Source organism: Superficieibacter sp. 1612_C1 (assembly GCF_015234305.1).
In the GTDB taxonomy this organism is placed as follows: Bacteria; Pseudomonadota; Gammaproteobacteria; order Enterobacterales; family Enterobacteriaceae; genus Superficieibacter.
Map to the genome: position 1 here is coordinate 275,857 of NZ_JADGMI010000001.1, position 20,816 is coordinate 296,672.

General features: G+C 52.8%; 22 protein-coding genes and 1 tRNA gene. 11 read left to right on the top strand and 12 right to left on the bottom strand.

Going from position 1 to position 20,816, the window contains the following annotated elements:
• Nucleotides 1–103 precede the first annotated feature (103 nt).
• Together lpxH and ppiB are read right to left on the bottom strand one after the other, a co-directional pair.
• Nucleotides 104–826 (bottom strand): UDP-2,3-diacylglucosamine diphosphatase, encoded by a 723-nt coding sequence (gene lpxH, locus INT84_RS01360; RefSeq protein WP_194205332.1) that lies wholly within the window; start codon nt 824–826, stop codon nt 104–106.
• Between the two features lie 3 nt (nt 827–829).
• Nucleotides 830–1,324 carry a peptidylprolyl isomerase B gene (gene ppiB, locus INT84_RS01365; protein WP_176917503.1) on the bottom strand — a complete coding sequence of 165 codons (495 nt, stop codon included), beginning with the start codon at nt 1,322–1,324 and terminating at the stop codon, nt 830–832.
• A 176-nt stretch (nt 1,325–1,500) separates the two neighbouring features.
• On the opposite strand from ppiB, the gene cysS reads away from it, so the two are divergent.
• Complete coding sequence (gene cysS, locus INT84_RS01370) at nt 1,501–2,892, top strand: cysteine--tRNA ligase (RefSeq protein ID WP_194205333.1); 1,392 nt, start codon at nt 1,501–1,503, stop codon at nt 2,890–2,892.
• A 155-nt stretch (nt 2,893–3,047) separates the two neighbouring features.
• On the opposite strand, the gene INT84_RS01375 is transcribed toward cysS, so the two are convergent.
• The 5 genes from INT84_RS01375 to folD form a co-directional block, all read right to left on the bottom strand.
• Entirely contained in the window at nt 3,048–3,572 is a 525-nt protein-coding gene (locus INT84_RS01375) for a metal-dependent hydrolase (RefSeq protein ID WP_194205334.1), read from the bottom strand.
• 90 nt (nt 3,573–3,662) lie between these two features.
• The gene (gene malI, locus INT84_RS01380; RefSeq protein WP_194205335.1) at nt 3,663–4,679 is read right to left on the bottom strand and encodes a Mal regulon transcriptional regulator MalI; all 1,017 of its coding nucleotides are present in this window, start codon (nt 4,677–4,679) and stop codon (nt 3,663–3,665) included.
• A 60-nt stretch (nt 4,680–4,739) separates the two neighbouring features.
• Nucleotides 4,740–6,239 carry a PTS transporter subunit EIIC gene (locus INT84_RS01385; protein WP_194205336.1) on the bottom strand — a complete coding sequence of 500 codons (1,500 nt, stop codon included), beginning with the start codon at nt 6,237–6,239 and terminating at the stop codon, nt 4,740–4,742.
• 201 nt (nt 6,240–6,440) lie between these two features.
• On the bottom strand, nt 6,441–6,653 hold the full coding sequence (gene ybcJ, locus INT84_RS01390; RefSeq protein ID WP_194205337.1) for a ribosome-associated protein YbcJ: 213 nt from the start codon (nt 6,651–6,653) through the stop codon (nt 6,441–6,443).
• Nucleotide 6,654: 1 nt separating this feature from the next.
• On the bottom strand, nt 6,655–7,521 hold the full coding sequence (gene folD / locus INT84_RS01395; protein ID WP_194205338.1) for a bifunctional methylenetetrahydrofolate dehydrogenase/methenyltetrahydrofolate cyclohydrolase FolD: 867 nt from the start codon (nt 7,519–7,521) through the stop codon (nt 6,655–6,657).
• 228 nt (nt 7,522–7,749) lie between these two features.
• Here folD and INT84_RS01400 point away from each other — a divergent pair.
• Nucleotides 7,750–7,826: transfer RNA gene (locus tag INT84_RS01400), tRNA-Arg, on the top strand.
• Between the two features lie 77 nt (nt 7,827–7,903).
• Here INT84_RS01400 and INT84_RS01405 read toward each other — a convergent pair.
• Complete coding sequence (locus INT84_RS01405) at nt 7,904–8,374, bottom strand: GNAT family N-acetyltransferase (RefSeq protein ID WP_194205339.1); 471 nt, start codon at nt 8,372–8,374, stop codon at nt 7,904–7,906.
• Between the two features lie 160 nt (nt 8,375–8,534).
• Between INT84_RS01405 and INT84_RS01410 the strand changes: the two genes are divergently transcribed.
• The 7 genes from INT84_RS01410 to INT84_RS01440 all read left to right on the top strand — a co-directional run bounded on the left by INT84_RS01410 (nt 8,535) and on the right by INT84_RS01440 (nt 16,157).
• Nucleotides 8,535–8,957 carry an ASCH domain-containing protein gene (locus INT84_RS01410; RefSeq protein WP_194205340.1) on the top strand — a complete coding sequence of 141 codons (423 nt, stop codon included), beginning with the start codon at nt 8,535–8,537 and terminating at the stop codon, nt 8,955–8,957.
• 590 nt (nt 8,958–9,547) lie between these two features.
• The gene (locus tag INT84_RS01415) at nt 9,548–10,900 is read left to right on the top strand and encodes an MFS transporter (RefSeq protein ID WP_194205341.1); all 1,353 of its coding nucleotides are present in this window, start codon (nt 9,548–9,550) and stop codon (nt 10,898–10,900) included.
• A gap of 29 nt (nt 10,901–10,929) precedes the next feature.
• Nucleotides 10,930–11,643, top strand: coding sequence for a GntR family transcriptional regulator (locus INT84_RS01420; protein ID WP_194205342.1), 714 nt, complete (start codon nt 10,930–10,932; stop codon nt 11,641–11,643).
• Nucleotides 11,644–11,669: 26 nt separating this feature from the next.
• Nucleotides 11,670–13,472, top strand: a complete 1,803-nt coding sequence (locus INT84_RS01425; RefSeq protein ID WP_194205343.1) for an alkaline phosphatase family protein — start codon at nt 11,670–11,672, stop codon at nt 13,470–13,472.
• Between the two features lie 7 nt (nt 13,473–13,479).
• On the top strand, nt 13,480–14,610 hold the full coding sequence (locus INT84_RS01430; RefSeq protein ID WP_194205344.1) for a mandelate racemase/muconate lactonizing enzyme family protein: 1,131 nt from the start codon (nt 13,480–13,482) through the stop codon (nt 14,608–14,610).
• Nucleotides 14,611–14,671: 61 nt separating this feature from the next.
• Complete coding sequence (locus INT84_RS01435) at nt 14,672–15,556, top strand: 2-dehydro-3-deoxygalactonokinase (RefSeq protein ID WP_194205345.1); 885 nt, start codon at nt 14,672–14,674, stop codon at nt 15,554–15,556.
• Complete coding sequence (locus tag INT84_RS01440) at nt 15,540–16,157, top strand: 2-dehydro-3-deoxy-6-phosphogalactonate aldolase (protein WP_194205346.1); 618 nt, start codon at nt 15,540–15,542, stop codon at nt 16,155–16,157. Before INT84_RS01435 ends, INT84_RS01440 begins: the two co-directional genes overlap by 17 nt.
• Nucleotides 16,158–16,219: 62 nt before the next feature.
• Here INT84_RS01440 and INT84_RS01445 read toward each other — a convergent pair whose 3' ends face one another.
• The 4 genes from INT84_RS01445 to INT84_RS01460 form a co-directional block, all read right to left on the bottom strand.
• Nucleotides 16,220–17,095, bottom strand: coding sequence for a manganese catalase family protein (locus INT84_RS01445; RefSeq protein WP_194205347.1), 876 nt, complete (start codon nt 17,093–17,095; stop codon nt 16,220–16,222).
• 44 nt (nt 17,096–17,139) lie between these two features.
• On the bottom strand, nt 17,140–17,646 hold the full coding sequence (locus INT84_RS01450; RefSeq protein ID WP_176917520.1) for a ferritin-like domain-containing protein: 507 nt from the start codon (nt 17,644–17,646) through the stop codon (nt 17,140–17,142).
• Nucleotides 17,647–17,943: 297 nt separating this feature from the next.
• Nucleotides 17,944–18,129 carry a general stress protein gene (locus INT84_RS01455; RefSeq protein WP_194205348.1) on the bottom strand — a complete coding sequence of 62 codons (186 nt, stop codon included), beginning with the start codon at nt 18,127–18,129 and terminating at the stop codon, nt 17,944–17,946.
• Between the two features lie 340 nt (nt 18,130–18,469).
• Entirely contained in the window at nt 18,470–19,588 is a 1,119-nt protein-coding gene (locus INT84_RS01460; RefSeq protein WP_194205349.1) for an AI-2E family transporter, read from the bottom strand.
• Nucleotides 19,589–19,960: 372 nt separating this feature from the next.
• Here INT84_RS01460 and INT84_RS01465 point away from each other — a divergent pair, with 372 nt between their 5' ends.
• Together INT84_RS01465 and INT84_RS01470 are read left to right on the top strand one after the other, a co-directional pair.
• Nucleotides 19,961–20,140 carry a general stress protein gene (locus INT84_RS01465; protein ID WP_103677080.1) on the top strand — a complete coding sequence of 60 codons (180 nt, stop codon included), beginning with the start codon at nt 19,961–19,963 and terminating at the stop codon, nt 20,138–20,140.
• A gap of 163 nt (nt 20,141–20,303) precedes the next feature.
• Entirely contained in the window at nt 20,304–20,783 is a 480-nt protein-coding gene (locus INT84_RS01470) for a ferritin-like domain-containing protein (protein WP_194205350.1), read from the top strand.
• Nucleotides 20,784–20,816: the final 33 nt, after the last annotated feature.

Sequence of the window (20,816 nt, forward strand, 5' to 3'; positions counted from 1 at the left end):
TGTGGGTGTGCTGCACAGACTGCTAAGGCCACAAAGAATAGCATGGAAAAACGGCAAGGAAAACGGTTGCGTAGCTGAATAGACCGATGATGACTACCACAAATTAGAACGGAAAATAAATCAACTCCACATCATCCTGCGTCACTTTTACCATCGATCCTTCGCTGTGCCAGGCACCTAACACCACGCGAAACGCAGGCTCGCCATTAGCCGTAAGCTGATGCACTGCGGGGCGATGAGTATGACCGTGGATCAGCCACTGTACGCGGTGGCGTTCCATCGCGTTGACCACCGCCTGCGGGTTGACGTCCATAATCTCCAGCGATTTGGTGGAGTTCGCCGCCTTGCTGTTGGAACGCATTTTCGCGGCGATCCGCTGGCGCACGAAGAGGGGGAGGGCCAGAAACAATTTTTGCAACCAGGGCTGGTGAACTTTGGCCCGAAACGCCAGATAGCCTGTGTCGTCAGTACACAGCGTATCGCCGTGCAGGATCAACAATTTGCGGCCATATAGCTCGAGGACGTTTTCTTCCGCCAGCAGGATCATGCCGCTTTCGCAGGCGAAGCGCTTGCCGAGCAGGAAATCGCGGTTGCCGTGGATGAAGTAGCAGGGCACGCCAGCATCGACCAGAGATTTAATCGCTGCGGCAATTTCGCGGTGCAGTGGTACCGGGTCGTCATCGCCAATCCACGCCTCAAACAGGTCGCCGAGAATATAGAGCGCGTCGGCCTTGCGGGCATCACCCGCTAAAAAACGCAGAAAACCGGCGGTGATCGCCGGTTCTTCGGTACATAAGTGCAGATCTGCGATAAAAAGTGTTGCCACCAATTACTCGCTAACGTCCACGCTTTCAATGATTACGTCTTCTTTCGGCACGTCCTGATGCATGCCGCTGCGGCCAGTGGACACGCCTTTGATTTTCTCAACCACGTCCATGCCTTCAACTACTTCAGCAAAGACACAGTAGCCCCAGCCCTGCAAGCTTTCACCGGAGAAGTTCAGGAAGTCGTTATCCGCCACGTTAATGAAGAACTGAGCCGTTGCAGAGTGCGGAGCCTGAGTACGGGCCATCGCCAGCGTGCCACGGGTGTTTTTCAGACCGTTATTGGCTTCGTTTTTGATCGCTTCTTTGGTTTCTTTCTGACGCATACCGGGTTCAAAACCGCCACCCTGAATCATAAAGCCGTTGATCACACGGTGGAAAATGGTGTTGTTATAAAAACCTTCGCGGCAGTAGTCCAGGAAGTTTTTAACTGTTTCAGGCGCTTTGTCATCAAAGGTCTTGATTACGATATCGCCGTGATTAGTGTGGAATGTAACCATTTTTGCATCCTGTTCCGTTATAGTGGTGCGTCGACCCGACAGCGGGTCACAGCCAGAGGCATGTTATAGCATATGCGAGAGGTTCGATCATCCCGCAAAGTGTGCTGCTTCATCGCCAAATTATAGGTATTATACGGCTTTTACGATCCACACACGTCTACTACATGGAATCTTCGATGTTAAAAATTTTTAATACTCTGACGCGCCAAAAAGAGGAATTTAAACCTATTCATGCCGGGGAAGTGGGCATGTACGTGTGTGGTATCACCGTTTACGATCTCTGTCACATCGGTCATGGCCGTACGTTTGTCGCCTTCGACGTGGTGGCGCGCTACCTGCGTTTTTTAGGTTACAGGCTGAAATACGTGCGTAACATCACCGATATTGACGACAAAATCATCAAACGTGCCAATGAAAACGGCGAGAGTTTTGTTTCACTTGTTGACCGGATGGTGAAAGAGATGCACGCGGATTTCGACGCGCTGAACATCCTGCGCCCGGACAGCGAACCGCGCGCCACCCAGCATATCCATGAAATCATTGAGATCGTTGAACGGCTGATACAGCGCGGCCACGCTTACGTGGCGGATAACGGCGATGTGATGTTCTCCGTCGAAACCGATGCCGATTACGGCAAGCTGTCGCGTCAGGATCTGGACCAGCTCCAGGCGGGCGCACGCGTTGAAATCGCTGATGTGAAGCGTAATCCGATGGACTTCGTGCTGTGGAAGATGTCCAAGCCGGGCGAGCCAAGCTGGACCTCGCCGTGGGGCGAAGGGCGTCCGGGCTGGCATATCGAGTGCTCGGCGATGAACTGCAAGCAGTTGGGGTCGCACTTTGATATTCACGGCGGCGGCTCGGATCTCATGTTCCCGCACCACGAAAATGAAATCGCCCAGTCGACCTGCGCCCATGACGGCGAATACGTCAACTACTGGATGCACTCCGGGATGGTGATGGTTGACCGCGAGAAGATGTCGAAATCGCTCGGCAACTTCTTTACCGTGCGCGACGTGCTGAAGTACTACGACGCCGAAACCGTGCGCTACTTCCTGATGTCCGGTCACTATCGTAGCCAGCTTAACTACAGCGAAGAGAACCTCAAGCAGGCGCGTTCGGCGCTGGAGCGTCTGTATATCGCCCTGCGCGGCACCTCAAATACTGATGTGGCGTTTAGTCGCGGGGAGTATTACGAGAACCGCTTTAAAGATGCAATGGATGATGATTTTAATACTCCAGAAGCGTACTCAGCACTTTTTGATTTAGCTAAAGAGATTAATAACGCTAAACAAACGGGCAATAATGAGGAAGCGAACGCCGCAGCGACCATGTTACGTAAGTTGGCTAAGGTACTGGGCCTGCTTGAGCAGGATCCGGAAGCCTTCCTGCAAAGCGGTGCGCAGGCTGACGACGGTGAAGTGGCGAATATTGAAGCATTGATCCAGCAGCGTCTGGACGCCCGTAAAGCGAAGGACTGGGCAGCGGCAGATGCAGCACGCGATCGTCTAAGCGAGATGGGGATCGTGCTGGAAGACGGTCCGCAGGGAACCATCTGGCGTCGTAAATAACTCCGGGGAACGAATGCCGGATGGCGACGCTGACGCGTCTTATCCGGCCTACAAAAGTTAATACTCTACCTTCAGCGCACGAATAATGTAGGCCGGGTAAGGCGAAGCCGCCACCCGGCATTTTCGACGCAAGGGCAAACTTACACCAACCCTCGTTACCGTCTGCGCCACCACCACAGCATCCCCGCCAGCAGCACGCCCGGCAACCACACCCACATCAACTCTGACACAATAACCTGATGTCCGTAAGGCGTGGTATAGCGTGACAGCGCGAACGGCGCGACCTTAATCACCTGCCACGGCGCGAAAAAGCGTTCATCCGACCACGGCCATAGCCAGCCGACGCCTTTACCGCCGGTAGTGACCGAATCCAGCAGGCTATGCGACAGCAGCGATACGGTGAGAAACAGCCAGCAGCGCACCAGTCCGGCCTTAAACCATCGTCGCCCGGCCAGCACGCAGAGCAGCGGCACCACAAAAGCAAAAAGCAGGGAGTGGGTAAAGCCGCGGTGACCGAACATATTGCCGTACGCAATGCCGAAGTGAAAAGACAGCACATCCGCATCCGGCAGCATGGCGAGTACCACCCCGGCGAACAGCAGGCGCGGCGGGATAATGCGTAACCCCAGTCCAGCGCCCAGACACAGAGGAACGGCGGCATGAGTAATGATGGTTGGCATAACGGCTTATCCGCAACGTGATAATCAGGCCGTTATACGTCTGTCAGGCGGAGATGTACAGAAGGCGCGCTGGGCATCACTCTGAAAATCTCAGGCCGACTCGCGCACCACCAGTTGCCCCGAGAGCGTAACGCGCTGATTAAGCAATTCCGGCTCGTTGATTTTGCGGATCATCAGCGTCGCGGCCTGGCGGCCCGACTCTTCGCTGGCGGAGGAGACATAGGTAAACGATGGCGAGGTCAGATTCACATGCAGCATATCTTCAAACCCCAGTAGCGCCACCTGCTGCGTCAGAAACACATCTTTACCCACCGTGCGTCCGACCTGATGAATACCGTTAATACAGCCGATAATAGCATCCGGCGAGTGGCAGAGCAGGGCAGTGATGGTGTTGTTATTTTCCAGTAAATGCCGGGTGGCATTACTGACGGCGCGGGTATCTTCGCTACAGGCGGCAACCGCTTCATCACGATAGACCATCCCGCTTTGCGTCAATGCGCTGCGAAAACCTAACAGCCGTTGATGACGAATGCGATCGTTCTCATTGCCGCCAACATACGCGATGCTGCGATGCCCGCGCTCAATCAGGTAGCGCGTGGCAAGCGTGGCCGCCTGACGGTTGTCGCGCATCACCAGATTACACTCTTCCTCTATCAGTGACTGCGACACCACCACCAGCGGCAGCGGACAATGGCGGATTTGAGAGGGCAGTTTCGCTGAGGTCGTATCAGAGGAGAGATAGATAACGCCCGCCACACCCTGTTGTTTAAAAGAGAGCAGGCAGCGTTCCAGATGCTCGCCTTCGTTGAGCGGCTGGCCGAGAAACACCATAAACCCTTGCTTCTCCAGCTCCTGTACGATGCTGGCCATCACTTTAATCGAGTAGCTGTCGCTGAAGTCACGCAGAATAAGGCCAATCAGATTCGAGCGATTCGCGCGCAGGTTGGCCGCCGCCACGTTATGCACGTAGCCCAGCTTGTTGATAGCGACGTGGACTTTTTCAATCGTCGCGCTGGAAATTTTCCCTTTCTGACGCAGCACCAGAGAAACGGTAGAAACAGAGACCCCCGCTTCTCGTGCGACATCAATAATACTGACCTTCTTCAAGTCTGCTCCCTGAAATCAGATGCCTCGCCTCCTGAAACGGCTCAGGAGGCGAGGCTATCATCATTTGCCAATCATTGACGACATCGTTTGTGCGATAAACTGCGCGCGAGCACCAAAAATAATCTGCACGCCCTTATCGCCGACGTAGACCACACCGCGCGCGCCTATGCCGTTAAGCCCGTCTTTATCGACCATATCGCCTTTCGCCACTTCCAGACGCAGGCGGGTAATACAGGCACCGACAGAGTTGATGTTCTGCTCACCGCCAATCAGACCGATAATTTCCGAGGCCAGCTCGTCGTCTGTTTTTGCACTGGCATCAGCGGTGACTTCCGTGCGTCCCGGCGTTTTAACATCAAAGCGGCGGATCACAAAGCGGAAGGTGAAGTAATAGATCAGTGCCATCGGCACCCCAACGATAATCGCATTGAGGAAGTTGGTCTGATAGCCGTTAAACGAGGGCAGTATACCAAATGAGATGTAGTCGATAAGCCCGGCAGAGAACGATTTTGCGATGTGCGCATGGAGTAAATACATGCACATATACGAAAGACCCGCCATGATGGCGTTAAACACATACAACACCGGCGCGACAAAAATAAAGGTAAATTCGACGGGCTCGGTGATGCCGGTTAAAAAGCAGGTTAAGCCCGCAGAGAACAGGATACCCGCCGCGATCTTTTTGTTGCGGGTATGCGCTTCCTGATACATTGCCAGACAGGCGGCGGGCAGGGCAAACAGCATCAGCGGGAACTCGCCCTGCATAAATTTACCGGCGTTCTGGTAAGAATCGCTGCTAAAGGATTTCACGCCATCTTCCAGCATTTTGAACCAGATAGTCTGGTCGCCGTGGATCACCTGACCGGCCTGGGTAGTGTAATCGCCGAAGGAGTACCAGAATGATGGATACCAGATGTGATGCAGACCCAGCGGGATCAGCGCACGTTCGACAAGTCCAAAAATAAAGGTCGATGCTGCCTGATTATCGCCGTTCACAATGACCGACAGAGCATCAATCCCCGCCTGAATATGCTGCCAGATATAAGGTAACAGCAGGCCCATGATGAACGACAGAAACGCGGTAGCGATGGCCACAAAACGCTTACCCGAGAAGAAGCCGAGAAACTCCGGCAGCTGCATGGTGTGGAATTTGTTATAGCACCACGCCGCGAGGATCCCGCAAATCAGCCCGCCGAAGACGCCCATTTGCAGCGTCGGAATGCCGACAACCATTGCATATTTGCCGCCCTGCGACGCCATTTCCGGCGTAATGGACAGCATGGTACTGATAGTGATGTTAGTGACGAAGACTGAGACCGCCGCCGATAACGCTGCGATACCCGATTCCGACGCCAGCCCCACGGCCGAACCAATAGCGAACAGCATGGGCAGGTTGTCAAAAATGACCCCGCCCGCGTTCATCATCAGCGGCAGATGGAACTTGTCCCCGAACGCCAGCAATAAGCCGGCCGCTGGCAACAGTGAAATTGGCAGCATTAATGCGCGACCAATCATAGAGAGCTTTGAAAGCGATTTTACAAACCCTGATATCAGACTCATGCTGACTTCCCCCGGTGTTGGCACACTACGCGCCCGATCTTTTATTATGTGAGTATAACGTTTTAGTAGAACGTTCTACTTATCGTGTGAGATCGCAGTAAAACTGGCAACAGAAATTTCACCGCCAGTCAGAGGAAATCGTAATTCTTTGAAGTGGATCGGATAATGAGCCCTTATGACTAAGGGCTTTTCAGGAAAGGCTTATGCGGTAACGGTCACTTTTTGTCTGTCAAAGGCGACGGTCTGACCGGCCACGATTTTGCAGCGCTTGCGCGTTTCAACCGCGCCATCAACGGTTACCTGGCCTTCAGCGATGACAATTTTCGCCTGTGCGCCGCTTTCGCTCCAGCCTTCCAGCTTCAGCAGATCGCACAGTTCAACGTGCGGGTGTTTCCCTAAGGAGAATGTAGCCATCTTACGCGACCTCCACGTCGTGATACTCTTCGCAAGCCTGTAGTGTATTTTCAATCAGCGTGGCAACGGTCATCGGACCGACGCCGCCCGGAACCGGTGTGATAAATGAGGCGCGTTCAACGGCGTCTTCAAACACCACATCGCCGACCACTTTGCCGTTTTCCAGACGGTTGATACCGACATCAATCACGATAGCGCCTTTTTTGATCCACTCGCCGGGAATAAAACCGGGTTTACCGACGGCCACGATCAGCAGATCGGCATGTTCAACGTGATGACGCAGATTGCGGGTGAAACGGTGGGTCACCGTGGTGGTGCAGCCAGCCAGCAGCAGCTCCATACTCATCGGGCGACCGACGATATTGGACGCGCCAATGACCACCGCGTTCAGACCGTAGGTATCAATGTTATAACGCTCCAGCAGCGTTACAATCCCGCGCGGCGTACAGGGACGCAGACGCGGCGCGCGCTGGCACAGGCGGCCAACGTTATAAGGGTGAAAACCATCGACGTCTTTATCCGGACGAATGCGTTCCAGCACCTTCACATTGTCGATACCGGCAGGCAGCGGAAGCTGCACCAGAATACCGTCAATTGCGGTATCGTTGTTCAGCTTATCGATCAGCTCAAGCAGCTCGGCTTCGCTGGTGGTCGCAGGAAGATCGTATGAGCGGGAGATAAAGCCCACCTCTTCACACGCTTTGCGTTTACTGCCAACGTAAATCTGCGACGCCGGGTTGCTGCCGACCAGTACCACGGCCAGCCCCGGCGCGCGTTTTCCGGCTGCGATGCGGACCTTCACTTTTTCCGCAACCTCAGAGCGCACCTGCTGCGCAATCGTTTTACCATCAATAATCGTTGCTGCCATCAGAGAGAGGATTCCATCTGTCACAATACATAAGTGGGATGGTTATATTTTGTCAGAAGCGCGGCGTGCTGTCAGTCTTCGTTTTTGATATTCGTCACTTTTCAGCGGTGGGAGGCCAGCTGGGGCGCTTATTTACCGAGCATCCAGTTGTAAAGCCATTGACTCAGCAGGCATTGACCGTATAATTCCACGCGTTTCACCCACCGCGAAGCTATCCCGCTTCTCAGTGCGCCCTTAGCTCAGTTGGATAGAGCAACGACCTTCTAAGTCGTGGGTCACAGGTTCGAATCCTGTAGGGCGTACCATTTCTCCTGATATTTTGTCTCAAAAATACCCCAGCTTGCCCGAAAGCCGCAACGGAATGAGAGAGGCAGCCAGGCACTCACAAAAGCTTGTTCATATTTATCCCCGTAACGCAAAACCCATTCGCTGAGTACAGCTGTCTCGCCTGCTGATTACCCTCCGCAACCCGCAGTTTCAACTGCATAAATTCTTCCGCACGCAATTTTTGCTCAAGCGCTTTCATGGCCGCGCTACCGTAGCCTTGACGTCTGAAGCGCTCAAAAATATAAAAATCATTGATATACGCCGACTTCAGCACGGTGTCTGCCTTATACCAGAAATAACCAATATGCTGTTCCGAACCATCCTGCTGAAGGGTGATACACAGGACAATCTGGTCCGGCGTCTGTTCCGCCTGCGGAAAACTCTGTTCCGCATCGCGGGTGGCCTGCGTCAGCGCATCCTGTTCAGAGAGGCGATAATTTACCGTGATTTCAGCGGCGTAATCCTGAATGAAATAGTCGAGAAAAGCAGAAAACTCGTCCTTATGGATTGGCCTTAACGCGATCATAGGTTCTCCTGAGGGGACTACTAATAACGCCCATTTTTTTAAGATGATATCGCCAGTCCCGGTTATCAATGCCCACTATATTTGGCAGGCAAAGCGCCGTTATCTTGCTGAATGGCTGTGGTAAGGTCATTACCCCTGTACCGACATAAACGGCTAAACCATGCTTTCAGCGCTTGATAAATTAAAATCCCGCTACCCAAAGGCGCACGTCTGGTCGTTTGGCGACTCCGCTGAGATGGCGGACGAACTGGCACAGTTAGTGATTGCCGGCGATAAACAAGCCAGCTGTGGTTCGTTAGCCGCCTGGCAGCAGGGTGATGAGACGGTCTCACCGGGAGACTATCATATCGTGCTGGATGGGCGTGAAAATCCGGCCTGTGTGATCAGAACCACCAGCCTGAAAATGATCCGCTTTAATGAGGTCACCGCGCAAGATGCCGCCGCAGAGGGTGAGGGTGATAAGAGCCTGCAATACTGGCGCAAAGAGCATCAGGAATTTTTTACGCGGGAAGGAACGTTCAGCGAAGAGATGGAATTAATTTTCGAAACGTTCGTGCTGGTCGAATCCGTTCTGCGCGATTAAAGGGCGTTACGCGTCGTCGGGTTGTCACGCTAGCGTGATGGCCCGAGGAATATACTTATTCCTGTTCTTCGCTCCGCTTCCCTTGTCTGTCGTTTCGCCTTTAATATCCTAATTAGTTACAACATACTTAAAGGTCGAAGTAGTCGAAAAACGTTGGCCCCGATCCTGAAATAATAGTCTTTATTGCCAAATGAATTGTTCTTAATTCAGAACAATTGGTATTTATCTTAAAACAGGTAAATCATTATTTTGGTATTGCTTAAGAAATTAAGCATATTGTATTTGATAAATTAGGTTTTCATATAAAACAAAGGGTTATGCATTAAATTTAGAGGGGTCTTATTTTATTTTAAATCCTGTAATGTGACCATCCTCATAAAACCATTTTATCGCGATAGACGCCTGCGGATATTTCCTCCTATTGTATATGTATTGTATACAATTCGTTTTTAGCTATTTTCCCGATTCACGCTGTAAAAGTACGTGTATTTGTTGTGTCGCCAACACCGTTTCACATTACCGATTTATCACGCTGTAAATACATATAAAAATCATAGTCTTTATACTGATAATTAATGAGGTCAGCTGCAATGCAACTGGAAAATTCAAAACCTATTGCTGTACAAAGCGAAACCGGCACCAAAAGAACAAATGTGCGCTGGCTGGTGGTCGCCATGCTGTTTTTTATGACGCTCATCAACTATGCCGACCGTTCGTCCATTTCGCTGGCCGGTCCGCAAATGGCCAAAGATCTTGGCCTCAGCCCGGTGGATATGGGGATTATCTTCTCCGCTTTCGGCTGGGCGTACGTTATGTTCCAGTTGCCCGGCGGCTGGCTGCTGGATAAATTCGGCTCGCGACTTATCTATAGCCTGAGCATTTTCTTCTGGTCGCTGTTTACCTTAATGACCGGTCTGGCAGGCTTTGTGACTGGCGCGACGGCGGTGGCATTTATTTTCGCCATGCGCTTTATGGTCGGCACTTCGGAAGCGCCGTCCTTCCCGGCAAATAGCCGCATTGTCGCCTCGTGGTTCCCGGCCTCTGAGCGCGGCACGGCGGCGGCGATTTTCAACTCGGCGCAGTACGGCTCGACGGTGTTTTTTGCACCGTTAATGGGCTGGCTGGCCCATACCTGGGGCTGGCACTCGGTCTTTACGGTGCTCGGTTTACTGGGGATCGCCTTCCTGCCGCTGTTCCGTAAGATCGTGAAAAGTCCGAAAGAACATCCGCAGGTGAACGACGCGGAAATTGAGTATATCTCTGCTGGCGGCGCGCTCATTTCACTGGATGAAAATAAGGCCGCACAGCAAGCGCCGGAAGGGCCAAAGTTACGCTATCTTAAACAACTCCTCAGCAGCCGCATGATGCTCGGGACCTACCTGGCGCAGTATTGCCTGAACGCCATTGGCTTCTTCTTTATCACCTGGTTCCCCATCTATCTGGTGCAGGAAAAAAACATGTCCATTATGAAGGCGGGCATGGTGGCGGCCATTCCGGCGATATGCGGATTCCTGGGGGGATTGCTCGGCGGTTTCTTCTCCGATTTTCTGATCAAAAAAGGCGTTTCCGTTTCGGTAGCACGTAAGATCCCCATCATTAGCGGGATGATGCTGTGCTGTGTGATGGTGCTGTGTAATTACACCGATTCAGAAACGGCGGTGATCGCGATTATGGCGATGTCCTTCCTCGGAAAAGGCATCGGCGGTATGGGCTGGACGATTAATACCGATACCGCGCCGCGTGAAATCGCTGGCTTATCTGGCAGCATGTTAAATACCTTTAGTAATGCCTCAAGTATTACCACGCCAATCATTACCGGCTACATCCTGGATATCACCGGATCGTTCCATGCGGTGCTCTGGTTTGTCATTTCTCATGCTGTGATGGTTATTTTCTTCTATTTATTTATGGTAGGAAAAATTCAGCGTCTGGTTCTCAAATAAACCCGGTAGCATAAAGGTGGATGTCCATTATGGTAATAGCTGATACACCTGATACTAAAAGATCGTTGAGTCTGGTCGCGTATGACGAAATTAAAACGATGATCCTCAACCTGCATCTTAAGCCCGGCGCGTCGATTACGGAAATGTGGCTTATTGAGCGGCTACAAATGAGCAGGACGCCGATCCGGGAAGCATTGTATCGACTCCAGCAGGAGCATTTTGTTGAGCTGGCACCGCGTAAAGGCTGGTTTGTGAGCGACATAAAACTCACGGATATCAAAGAACTGTATGTGATCCGTGAAGCGCTGGAGGGGATCTCCGCACGCCATGCGGCAGAGCGGATCAGTGACGATGAACTGGTCAACATGGAGCAGTACCTTGATTCATTGCAGGTCCTGCTGGAGGAAGATGAAGAGTCGGTCGACGATCCGGGGGATTCTATTCATAACCTGATATTCCGATTTTCCGGTAATGATTTAATTAATGAAGTGATGTGTATTCACCTTGAACGACTGCAAATGTTCCATTTAATCACCAGCAGTCTGCCGGGCCGAAAATACCAGTCGTGGATTGAACACCGGGAGATATTTTTTGCCTTAAAAGCCCGCGATGGCGAACTGGCAGAAAATGTCATGCGCAAGCATATCCGTAGCAGCCTGGAAAGCCTGTTACAGAGTTTGATTGAAAACAAAATTGACTATCAAAAGGCAATAAACCAGTCACGGCCAGGTCAGTTGAAATAACAGCGACAACGACGAAGGAGTCAGTAATGAAAAAAGTTATTCTTTTCGGGGTAGACGGGTTATCGATGCCCCTGCTGCAACGTTACGCCGGGGAAGGCGCTTTGCCGCATATTGCACGCATGCTGAAACAGGGGGCAGCGACTGAACTGCTGCCGTTTATCTCCGCCTGGGGCGACATCAACTTCGTGACCTTCCTGAGCGGGCAGGCTGTAGGCACCTCATGGATCGGGCAGGGGATGCCGCAGGACAATGCGCGTACCGGGAATTTGCTGGAGCAGATGAGCAAACGGGATCTCCGCGCGGCGCTGGTGCATTTTCCGGAAAGCATCAACGCTGATAAAGCGCATTTCAGCTATGCGCCCTACTGGGGCCGCAGTGAAGCCTGGCCGGCGGAAATCTTTAAACCTATGGGCTACACCACCCATTACGCGGCGCGGACCGGCGATAAGCAGGTAAAACAGCAAAAACTCGGCTGGCCGCCTAACTCCGCGCTGGCCTACCACGACAAAGGCGCGTGGCAACCGCTGAGTAAAACGGCGGAAGGCTATCAGTTTACCATGACGGGTAATCAGGGCGAATCGCTGACGGCTACGCTAACCACACAGGAGAGCAAACCGTTACTGCAACTGGCCGGACGTGCCCTGGCACTGGAGCCGCAGAGCTGGAGCGAGTGGATCACCTTCGACGCGGCAGGTACCGCCTGCCAGGTGCGCTTTTATATCGGCGCGTTCGATCCGGCAAATGATGATGTCGAAATCCTGCAAAGCCAGGTAACGCACCGTCAGCGACTGTTGGCAAATTCGCAGGCTGGCGATCTCTTGAATACCCCTGCGCCGTTTTACAGTAAATGGGTGGTGAAGGCATCGCCGCAGGAGGCGTATTTGCAGGCCACGCTTCAGGAGGCGGAAGAGCAGTCGCTGTGGCTGGTCAACAGCGCGTTGGAGCTGACCCAGCGGCAGAATTATTCCTTGTGGGCGACCGTTCACCGTCTGGTGGATGAATCCCATCATAACTGCCTCGGCCAGTGCGACCCGGCCTCGCCATTCTACGATCCGGCCCAGGCGGAGAGCTATGATGACGTGATGCGCCAGTGCTATCAGGTGCTGGACCGCTCGATCGGCAAACTGATGCAGGAGATGGATGACGACACCGTGCTGATGCTGGCTTCCGATCACGGCGCGGTCCCCAACAGCTATATGTGCGATATCTACCGCTATCTGGAAAAACATCAGCTGGTGACGCTCAACGAGGATGGCCTGCCGGACATGGCGCAAAGCCAGGTCTATCTGAAAGATGAACGTGGCGGTCTGGAGATCTTCGTTAACCTCGCCGGACGAGAAGCGTCAGGCATCGTCAGCGAACAGGACTACGACGCGGTATGCGCCCGCACCTTGCTGGCGCTGGGCAACTGGCAGGTTGACGACAACGGCGTCACGCGTAACGCCGTGAGCCTGGCGCTGCTGAAAGACGATGCGGTGGGGATTGGTTTCTGGGGTGAGTGCGCGGGCGATATCGTCTTCGCCTATAACAGCGGCTTTGTCTGGGGCGTCAGCCAGGGCAAAGAGGATATCTGTCCGGTTGAGGTGCCGGGGGCAAACCACGGACCGCAAAAACCGACCGCCGAAACCACGCTCTCCAACAATTACGGCGCGCTGCTGATGTACGGCACAGGCGTTCGTCAGGGCTATTACCGCAACCGTAAAACGCTGGGGCCACACACCATGACCGCCCCGGCGGCGACCATTGCCCATCTGCTCGGCTTACCGCTGGACACCCTGGATGGGCGCGTTATGCACGATATGATTTTGTCACCGAACTCAGGCGTATGAGGACACCATGAAAATTACTGCGGTAAAGACGCATCTGCTGTCAGCAAAATTAAAGGAACCCTTTTCTTACTCACGCGCCCGCTACGACACGCGTACCGCCATGCTGGTCGAAATTGAAACCGACGAGGGGATTTGCGGCTGGGGAGAATGCTACGGCCCGGCGCGGATCACCAAAGCGGTGGTCGACGAACTGGGCAGCATGATTATCGGCAGCGATCCGCTGAACAGCGAGTTTATCTGGCAGGATCTCTATGCCCGCCTGCGCGATCACGGGCAAAAAGGATTGCTCATCGAAGGACTCAGCGGCATTGATATCGCTTTGTGGGATATTCGCGGTAAATATTTTGACGTCCCGGCGTATACCTTATTGGGCGGGCAACTGCGTAGCGAAGTGCAGGCATACGCAACCGGCCTTTACCGTCGCGACGGCGGTAACGCGGCGGACTATCTTGCGGAAGAAGCGGCCAGCTACGTTGAACAGGGTTTCCGGGCGATGAAGCTGAAGGTGGGCTTTGGCGTGGAGGAAGATTATCGCATCACCCGCATCATTCGCGAGACTATCGGTGATGATGTGGCGCTGATGGTCGATGCTAATCACGCCTACGATGCGGTTGCCGCTATCGCCCTGGCGCGCAAAATCGAGCCGCTGGACATTGCCTGGTTTGAGGAGCCGGTGCCGCCGGAAGATCTCGATGGCTATCGCAGGGTCAAAGCGGCAACCTCGATCCCCATCGCCGGTGGGGAGTGCGAATTTACCCGCTACGGGTTTAAGAACGTAATTAGCGCGCAGGCGATGGATATTCTCCAGCCTGATATCTGCGCCGCGGGCGGACTCAGCGAATGTAAAAAGATCGCCGACATGGCGCAGGCGTTTGGCATTCGCACCAATCCGCACGTCTGGGGCAGCGGTGTTGGGATTGCCGCATCGTTACAGTGGATGGCGCTGGTGCCGACCCATACCCCGGTCTCCCTCACGCCGGCACAGCCACTGCTCGAATTTGACCAGACCGAGCACCCAATTCGTCAGGCCATTTTACAAAGCCCGATTACCCATCATCGTGGTGTAGTGCAAATTCCGACTGCACCAGGATTAGGTATCGACATCAACCGCGACGCGCTGGCGTTTTTTAAACCGTAAATCCGAAAGGCGTTTCGCTGCTTTTTCATGAAACGCCTTTTATCAGGAGCAGTCAGCACTCATGACCGAAAATTTTATTGCGATTGACTGGGGATCGACGCAGCTACGCGCCTGGCATTTCAGCCAGGGTATCTGCGTCAATAGCCGTCAGCAGGAGGCGGGGATCACGCGGCTGGCGGGGCGTCATCCGCGCGAGATCCTGCATGCCATTACCGATGGCTGGCGGACGTCATCCACGCCAGTGGTCATGGCGGGAATGATTGGCAGCCAACAGGGCTGGCAGAACGTGCCCTATTTGCCTTGCCCGGTCATGCTCAACGACCTCGGCAGGCAGCTTTATCCGGTGGACGATGCCACCTGGATTGTTCCCGGCGTTAATATCGTCGATGGGCGCGACGTGAATATTATGCGCGGCGAAGAGACGCAACTGCTGGGCGCATGGCAACTGGCCCCGGCGTCGCTCTATATCCTGCCCGGCACCCACTGCAAATGGGCAGAGGTCGATAACGGCTTCCTGACGCGTTTCAAAACGGTAATGACGGGAGAGCTGCATCATCTGCTTATGACGCATTCGCTGATTGGCAATGCGCTGCCGCCGCAGATCGCCAATCGCGAGGCGTTTATTCACGGCCTTGAATGCGGGCTTCTGGACGGGGAAATATTAGCGCGTTTATTTGAAACACGCGCGGCCTGGGTGCTGGGAAAACTGGCGCAGGATGCGGTGAGCGAGCGGCTGTCAGGGCTGCTAATCGGCGCGGAAGTAGCGCAAATGACGCGCCTTTACGCTTCATTTGCCGAACGGCGAATTGTCATTGTTGGCGGCGAACAACTGGCGTTACGCTACCAGACGGCGCTGGAGCTCATCGGTATTCAGGCAGACATTATTTCCGGCGAAACTGCCTTTCTACAGGGCATCAGGAGCATGATTAATGAACGGGTCATTTGATATTTCACCGATCGCGATTTTGCGTGGGATAACCCCTGAAGAGGCGCTGAGTCACACAGACGTCCTGCTGAACGCGGGATTCACCGCGATTGAAATTCCCACTAATTCTCCGCGCTGGCAGCAAAGCGTCGCCAGCCTGGTAAAACGCTTTTCCGGGCAGGGTTTATTTGGTGCGGGTACGGTACTGCATGTGGACCAGGTCGATGAGCTGGCGTCGCTCGGAGGGAAGATGATCGTGACGCCCAACACCAACCCCGCCGTCATTCGCCGCGGCAGAGAGCGCGACATGATGGTGTGCGCAGGCTGCGCCACCGCCACCGAGGCCTTCACCGCTCTTGAGCACGGCGCGCAGGTGCTGAAAATATTCCCGGCGGCAAATTTTGGACCTGATTACATTAAGGCGCTGAAGGCGGTTTTGCCCGCAGACGTTCCGGTATTCGCGGTAGGCGGCGTCACGCCGAATAATTTGGGCCAATGGTTAGCGGCGGGATGCGCGGGGGCAGGGCTGGGCAGCGATCTGTATCGCGCCGGACAATCGATCGAGCAGACCAGAACGCAGGCGCAGGCGTTTATGGAGGCCTGGCGGCGTTTTCATGACTAATGCGGGAGAGTGACGTACTACTGGCGCGACGCCGAATATTGTCGTCGCGCCAGCGTTAAGCGTTATTTCTCTTTCGGCTCACCAGAACCTAATTCAACGCCGGTGATCGGCTCTACATCGGGCGCGGATTGCGTCCGTTGCGTCATGGCTTTCACCAGCGCCAGCTGTTCGACGGACAGGGTGACGGTCGCTGTACCATCGCCTCCATCGACAGCCGGTTGCGGATCGGCTACATATTCAAAGTTTTCGTCGCTATTCCAGCTTCCGCGCGGATCGTCGCCTTCAGACATGTTGTAATACACATTGCTGTATTGCTCGATAGGCGGCAGTTTACCAGGCGGGAAGTTGTTACGAATGGAATAAAGCGCTTTCTCAAAAGAGAGCATATGCGCGGCTTCACGCGTCATCAGGAAGCCAAGCGCATCTTTAACGCCGGGATCGTCGGTGACGTTGATTAAACGTTCATAGATAATTTTGGCACGCGCTTCTGCGGCGATGTTAGAGCGCAAATCCGCGGTCACCTCGCCGATAGTGTCAATATAGGCTGCGGTCCACGGAACGCCCGCGGAATTGGTCAGCGCTGGCCCGCCGCCATAGAGCAGGGAGGTGATATGGCTGTCGTTGCCATTGCTGGTCAGCGAGCGGTAAAGATCCGCTTCACTCTCTACGCCTTCGGCCAAATCGCCTTTAGCGCCTTTATTAAGCATACCGACCATGGAGCCAATGATTTCCAGATGGCTTAACTCCTCAGTCGCGATATCCATCAGCATTTCTTTACGACCGACATCGTCATCGCTCAACCCCTGGGTGAAATAACGACATGCTGCCGCCAGTTCGCCCTGCGGGCCGCCAAACTGTTCGAGTAAAAGGTTCGCCAGCCCCGGATTCGGCTCGCTTACACGTACGGTATATTGCAATTGCTTCACATGACGAAACATACTCACTCCTTCGCGCAACAGGCACGAAATAAATTAAAAGATTATTATTTTTTAGCTTCTACGCCGGGCGTTTCTGAACGCAGAAGAAATTGTTGGGTAACATTGGGGAGGTGCTCAAGCGCCCATTTCGCCATCGCTTCTTCTTCGGCCAGAATGGTTTTAAAGATCTCTACGCCTTCGGCGTCGCCAGCCTGTTCAGCGGCGGCAATGAGCGAGGTGTAGCAGGCAATTTCAAACTGCTCGAAAACATAGCTGCTGATCGCGCCCTTAACGATTTCATCAGGCGTAAACATGCCGCCGACCGACTGGCCGAAAGCCGCCATCTTGCTCATGGAATCTTTTACTACCGAACGGGAAATATCGTTTCGATCGAAAACGCTTTCCAGCAGGGCAATCTGATGTTTTGTCTCAGAAAGATGCTGCTCAATACGTGCTTTGAGATCAGGGTAGTTATCAATACGTCCTGCCATTGCTTCAAGCATCGATTCCGCTTGTTTTTCCATTGCATGAGCGTCGCGTAGCCAGTCGTGATAATGTTCTGTTTTATTCATTTTTAATCCTCATGAAATCTATTTAAATCGTCAACAGGGCCGCGCGCTTTATCGCGTGAAGAAAAAAAGCACGGCTAAAATAATATGCTAAATAAGAAGACTTACCTTTTAAGTAAAGCCGTCCTGTCGCAGAACGATTAGGGTAATAATGTCGGCATGCGGCAGGCTAAAGAAATGAGGTGAATAAAAACAGATTTCTTCTGTTTATATTCATCCTCATTATGGAAGCAATCTACAGATGATGAAATCCGTAGATCGCCTCATTAGCTTACGTATTAATCGTAATCAAGCCAGGTCTTACTTGCGTCCGCCGCCATGGCTTTGCTGACCGCCTTTTTTGCCAGCTTCGGAGGCTTTCTCGCGATCGTTAGCGAAATTACCGCCGCTCTTACCACCGCTCTGCTGACCACCTTTCTTACCTGCTTCAGAAGCCTTTTCACGGTCTTCTGCGAAGTTACCTGAACCACCACGATGTTCGGCCATTTGAACCTCCACGTTAGCATTTAAAAGTGATATAAGGCAGATTTAAGAAACTAAAATGCTGCCACGGAATTAACTGTAGTTGGTGTTGCCAGCTTCGCAAGGGATAATTTATTTCGAAGAGGAAAAGGGGACGAAGAGATATTTCAAAATAATCTGTTTATTGTCTCAAATGTAACTGCATGTGTTTTATATTGTTCAGTACAACGGCTGACTATATATGAATCAGTAACAAATACAGCAGGGTGAAATGTTTTTAGCAGCAAGAGACAGAATTCTCTTAATAAACGAAACGCCACCACCGGGTGGCGTTTTCTTTTTTATCGACTAGCCTGGCAGACTGCTATTTCTCCTCAGCATCGGGGTGATTCAGCCCCTCCTCAATCACAATCTCATCGATTTCATCGGCGTTGCCCGGATGATCGCGCCCGGAGAGCAGGTTCCAGCAGGCGATAAACAGCGCGGCGATCAGCGGGCCGATCACAAAGCCGTTAATGCCATACACTTCCAGCCCGCCTAAAGTGGTGATCAGGATCAGATAGTCCGGCATGCGGGTGTCTTTACCGACCAGAATCGGGCGCAGGATGTTATCCGCCAGCCCGACGATCACCACAAAGAAGCCAATCATAAAGAAGCCCTGCCACAGCTGTCCGGTGGCGAACAGATAGATGGTCGCAGGTACCCAGATGATCGCCGACCCTACCGCTGGAACCAGCGACAGGAATGCCATCAGCGCGCCCCAGAGAATGCTGCCGTCGAGACCCGCGATATAAAACGCCAGCCCGCCAAGTACGCCCTGAACAATGGCCACTACGACCGTTCCTTTCACGGTGGCCCGAGAGACGGCAGCGAATTTAGCAAACAGGTGATGCTTCATATACTTCGACAGCGGCAGCGCCTCCAGCGTCACGCGTACCAGATACGGCCCGTCTTTCAGCAGGAAAAAGAGCAGATACAGCATAATGCCGAAGCTGATAGTAAAGCCAAACGTTCCCTTACCAATCAAAAACGCGCTGCCCGCTAAATACTGTCCGCCTCTCAGAGCCACGCCGGAAAGTTTCTGTTGGATGTCGGTGGCGTTATCCAGATCATGCTCGGCAAGGAAATGCTGCGCCCAGGCGGGAAGATGCTCAAGCACTCTGGCGATGACTACCGGAAACTCGGTGTTATGCTGCTGCAACTTGCTGTAAACCAGATTGATTTCAAACGCCAGCGACGAGAGGATCACTGCCAGCGGCGTGAATACGATCAGGCATATGATTAATAGCGTAAGCAGCGATGCCAGCACGTTGCGCTCGCCCAGCTTCTCGCGCAGTTTGCTTTTGAGCGGATAGAAGATGATCGCCAGAATGGCGGCCCAGAGTATCGCTGAGTAATAGGGGGAGAGGACATCAAAAAATGCCCAAGTGACGATGATAAGTATCAGTATGAAAAAGCCTTTGGTCAGACCCTTGAATCTCATAAGTACATCCTGTAAATGCCATGTTTAACATGGGGTAGAGTATAGTTACAAACCGGCCATGTGTTTGAAACCTTACTGTTTTATTCATGGTTTAAACACCACAAGTGAAAAAGGGTCGATCGCTAATCGTTTACATTTTGCATTGCTTTTTATGCCATAAATAATAAGAAAATTATTGGTAAGAATATTATTCTGCCGCTTCGTTTATGCCATTGTCGGGCTTGCATTATAGTGGTCAATATAAGATTGCTCTGAGAGATATAGCGGTTTTTGGCGACTTGCGAAGCTGGGCGCAGCGACTAGTATTAACTCTGCTTAGCAAGGGCGCAGGCCCTGATTTATTAACCATAAACATGTAATGAGGTAATTGTTATGACTCAACATCGTGGCGGTTCAGGTAATTTCGCAGAAGATAAAAACCGTGCAGCTGAAGCCGGACGTAAAGGCGGCCAGCAGAGCGGTGGCAACTTCAAAAACGACCCACAGCGCGCGTCTGAAGCGGGCAAGAAAGGTGGCAAGAACAGCCATAGTGGCGGTCGTTCATCCTCATAACTCTATTTTTATAGCACCTTAATCAATTCAGTCCGTTACGGTTTGTATGTAGCGACACTGCTGTAGTGATTAACTGGCTATAATAACGTGATAGTAATGGCACCTTGATATTTGTCAGTGGTGCCACTTTATTTATTTCTTATTTTACGACGAGGTTATAATTATGCCAACGGTAAAGAGCCTGAACGATCTATTCATTCATGAATTATCAGATATTTACAGCGCCGAGAAACAAATTACCAAAGCATTACCAAAAATGGCCAGAGCGGCCACCTCGCCAAAATTAGTGGCTGCCTTTGAAGCGCACCTTGAGGAAACTCAGGGGCAGATCGAAAGACTCGATCAACTGGTGGACGTGACGGAAGGCGTGCGTATCAAGCGCATGAAATGTCATGCTCTCGAAGGGCTGGCAGAAGAAGCGCAGGAAATTATCGAATCCGTTGAGGCGGGCGAGCTTCGTGACGCCGGGCTGATCGGGGCGGCGCAGAAGGTCGAACACTACGAAATTGCCTCTTACGGGACGCTGAGAACGCTGGCGCTCAAACTGGGCTATAACGAGGCGGCGAAGCTGCTTGAAGAGACGTTAAAAGAAGAAAAAGCCACCGACAGCAAACTGACCGTTATCGCCGAAGGCGGTAAATAAAATCCTTCCCCCGGCGGCAGTTAGCTGCCGGGC

Bases quoted from the DNA above. Each gene is read 5' to 3' on its own strand.
- INT84_RS01435 (WP_194205345.1), top strand. From the start codon at position 14,672: ATGACCGAAAATTTTATTGCGATTGACTGGGGATCGACGCAGCTACGC.
- INT84_RS01425 (WP_194205343.1), top strand. From the start codon at position 11,670: ATGAAAAAAGTTATTCTTTTCGGGGTAGACGGGTTATCGATGCCCCTG.
- ybcJ (WP_194205337.1), bottom strand. From the start codon at position 6,653: ATGGCTACATTCTCCTTAGGGAAACACCCGCACGTTGAACTGTGCGAT.
- INT84_RS01405 (WP_194205339.1), bottom strand. From the start codon at position 8,374: ATGATCGCGTTAAGGCCAATCCATAAGGACGAGTTTTCTGCTTTTCTC.
- INT84_RS01375 (WP_194205334.1), bottom strand. From the start codon at position 3,572: ATGCCAACCATCATTACTCATGCCGCCGTTCCTCTGTGTCTGGGCGCT.
- INT84_RS01420 (WP_194205342.1), top strand. From the start codon at position 10,930: ATGGTAATAGCTGATACACCTGATACTAAAAGATCGTTGAGTCTGGTC.
- ppiB (WP_176917503.1), bottom strand. From the start codon at position 1,324: ATGGTTACATTCCACACTAATCACGGCGATATCGTAATCAAGACCTTT.
- INT84_RS01450 (WP_176917520.1), bottom strand. From the start codon at position 17,646: ATGAATAAAACAGAACATTATCACGACTGGCTACGCGACGCTCATGCA.
- INT84_RS01430 (WP_194205344.1), top strand. From the start codon at position 13,480: ATGAAAATTACTGCGGTAAAGACGCATCTGCTGTCAGCAAAATTAAAG.
- folD (WP_194205338.1), bottom strand. From the start codon at position 7,521: ATGGCAGCAACGATTATTGATGGTAAAACGATTGCGCAGCAGGTGCGC.
- cysS (WP_194205333.1), top strand. From the start codon at position 1,501: ATGTTAAAAATTTTTAATACTCTGACGCGCCAAAAAGAGGAATTTAAA.
- INT84_RS01385 (WP_194205336.1), bottom strand. From the start codon at position 6,239: ATGAGTCTGATATCAGGGTTTGTAAAATCGCTTTCAAAGCTCTCTATG.
- INT84_RS01410 (WP_194205340.1), top strand. From the start codon at position 8,535: ATGCTTTCAGCGCTTGATAAATTAAAATCCCGCTACCCAAAGGCGCAC.
- INT84_RS01455 (WP_194205348.1), bottom strand. From the start codon at position 18,129: ATGGCCGAACATCGTGGTGGTTCAGGTAACTTCGCAGAAGACCGTGAA.
- INT84_RS01440 (WP_194205346.1), top strand. From the start codon at position 15,540: ATGAACGGGTCATTTGATATTTCACCGATCGCGATTTTGCGTGGGATA.
- INT84_RS01470 (WP_194205350.1), top strand. From the start codon at position 20,304: ATGCCAACGGTAAAGAGCCTGAACGATCTATTCATTCATGAATTATCA.
- INT84_RS01465 (WP_103677080.1), top strand. From the start codon at position 19,961: ATGACTCAACATCGTGGCGGTTCAGGTAATTTCGCAGAAGATAAAAAC.
- INT84_RS01445 (WP_194205347.1), bottom strand. From the start codon at position 17,095: ATGTTTCGTCATGTGAAGCAATTGCAATATACCGTACGTGTAAGCGAG.
- INT84_RS01460 (WP_194205349.1), bottom strand. From the start codon at position 19,588: ATGAGATTCAAGGGTCTGACCAAAGGCTTTTTCATACTGATACTTATC.
- INT84_RS01415 (WP_194205341.1), top strand. From the start codon at position 9,548: ATGCAACTGGAAAATTCAAAACCTATTGCTGTACAAAGCGAAACCGGC.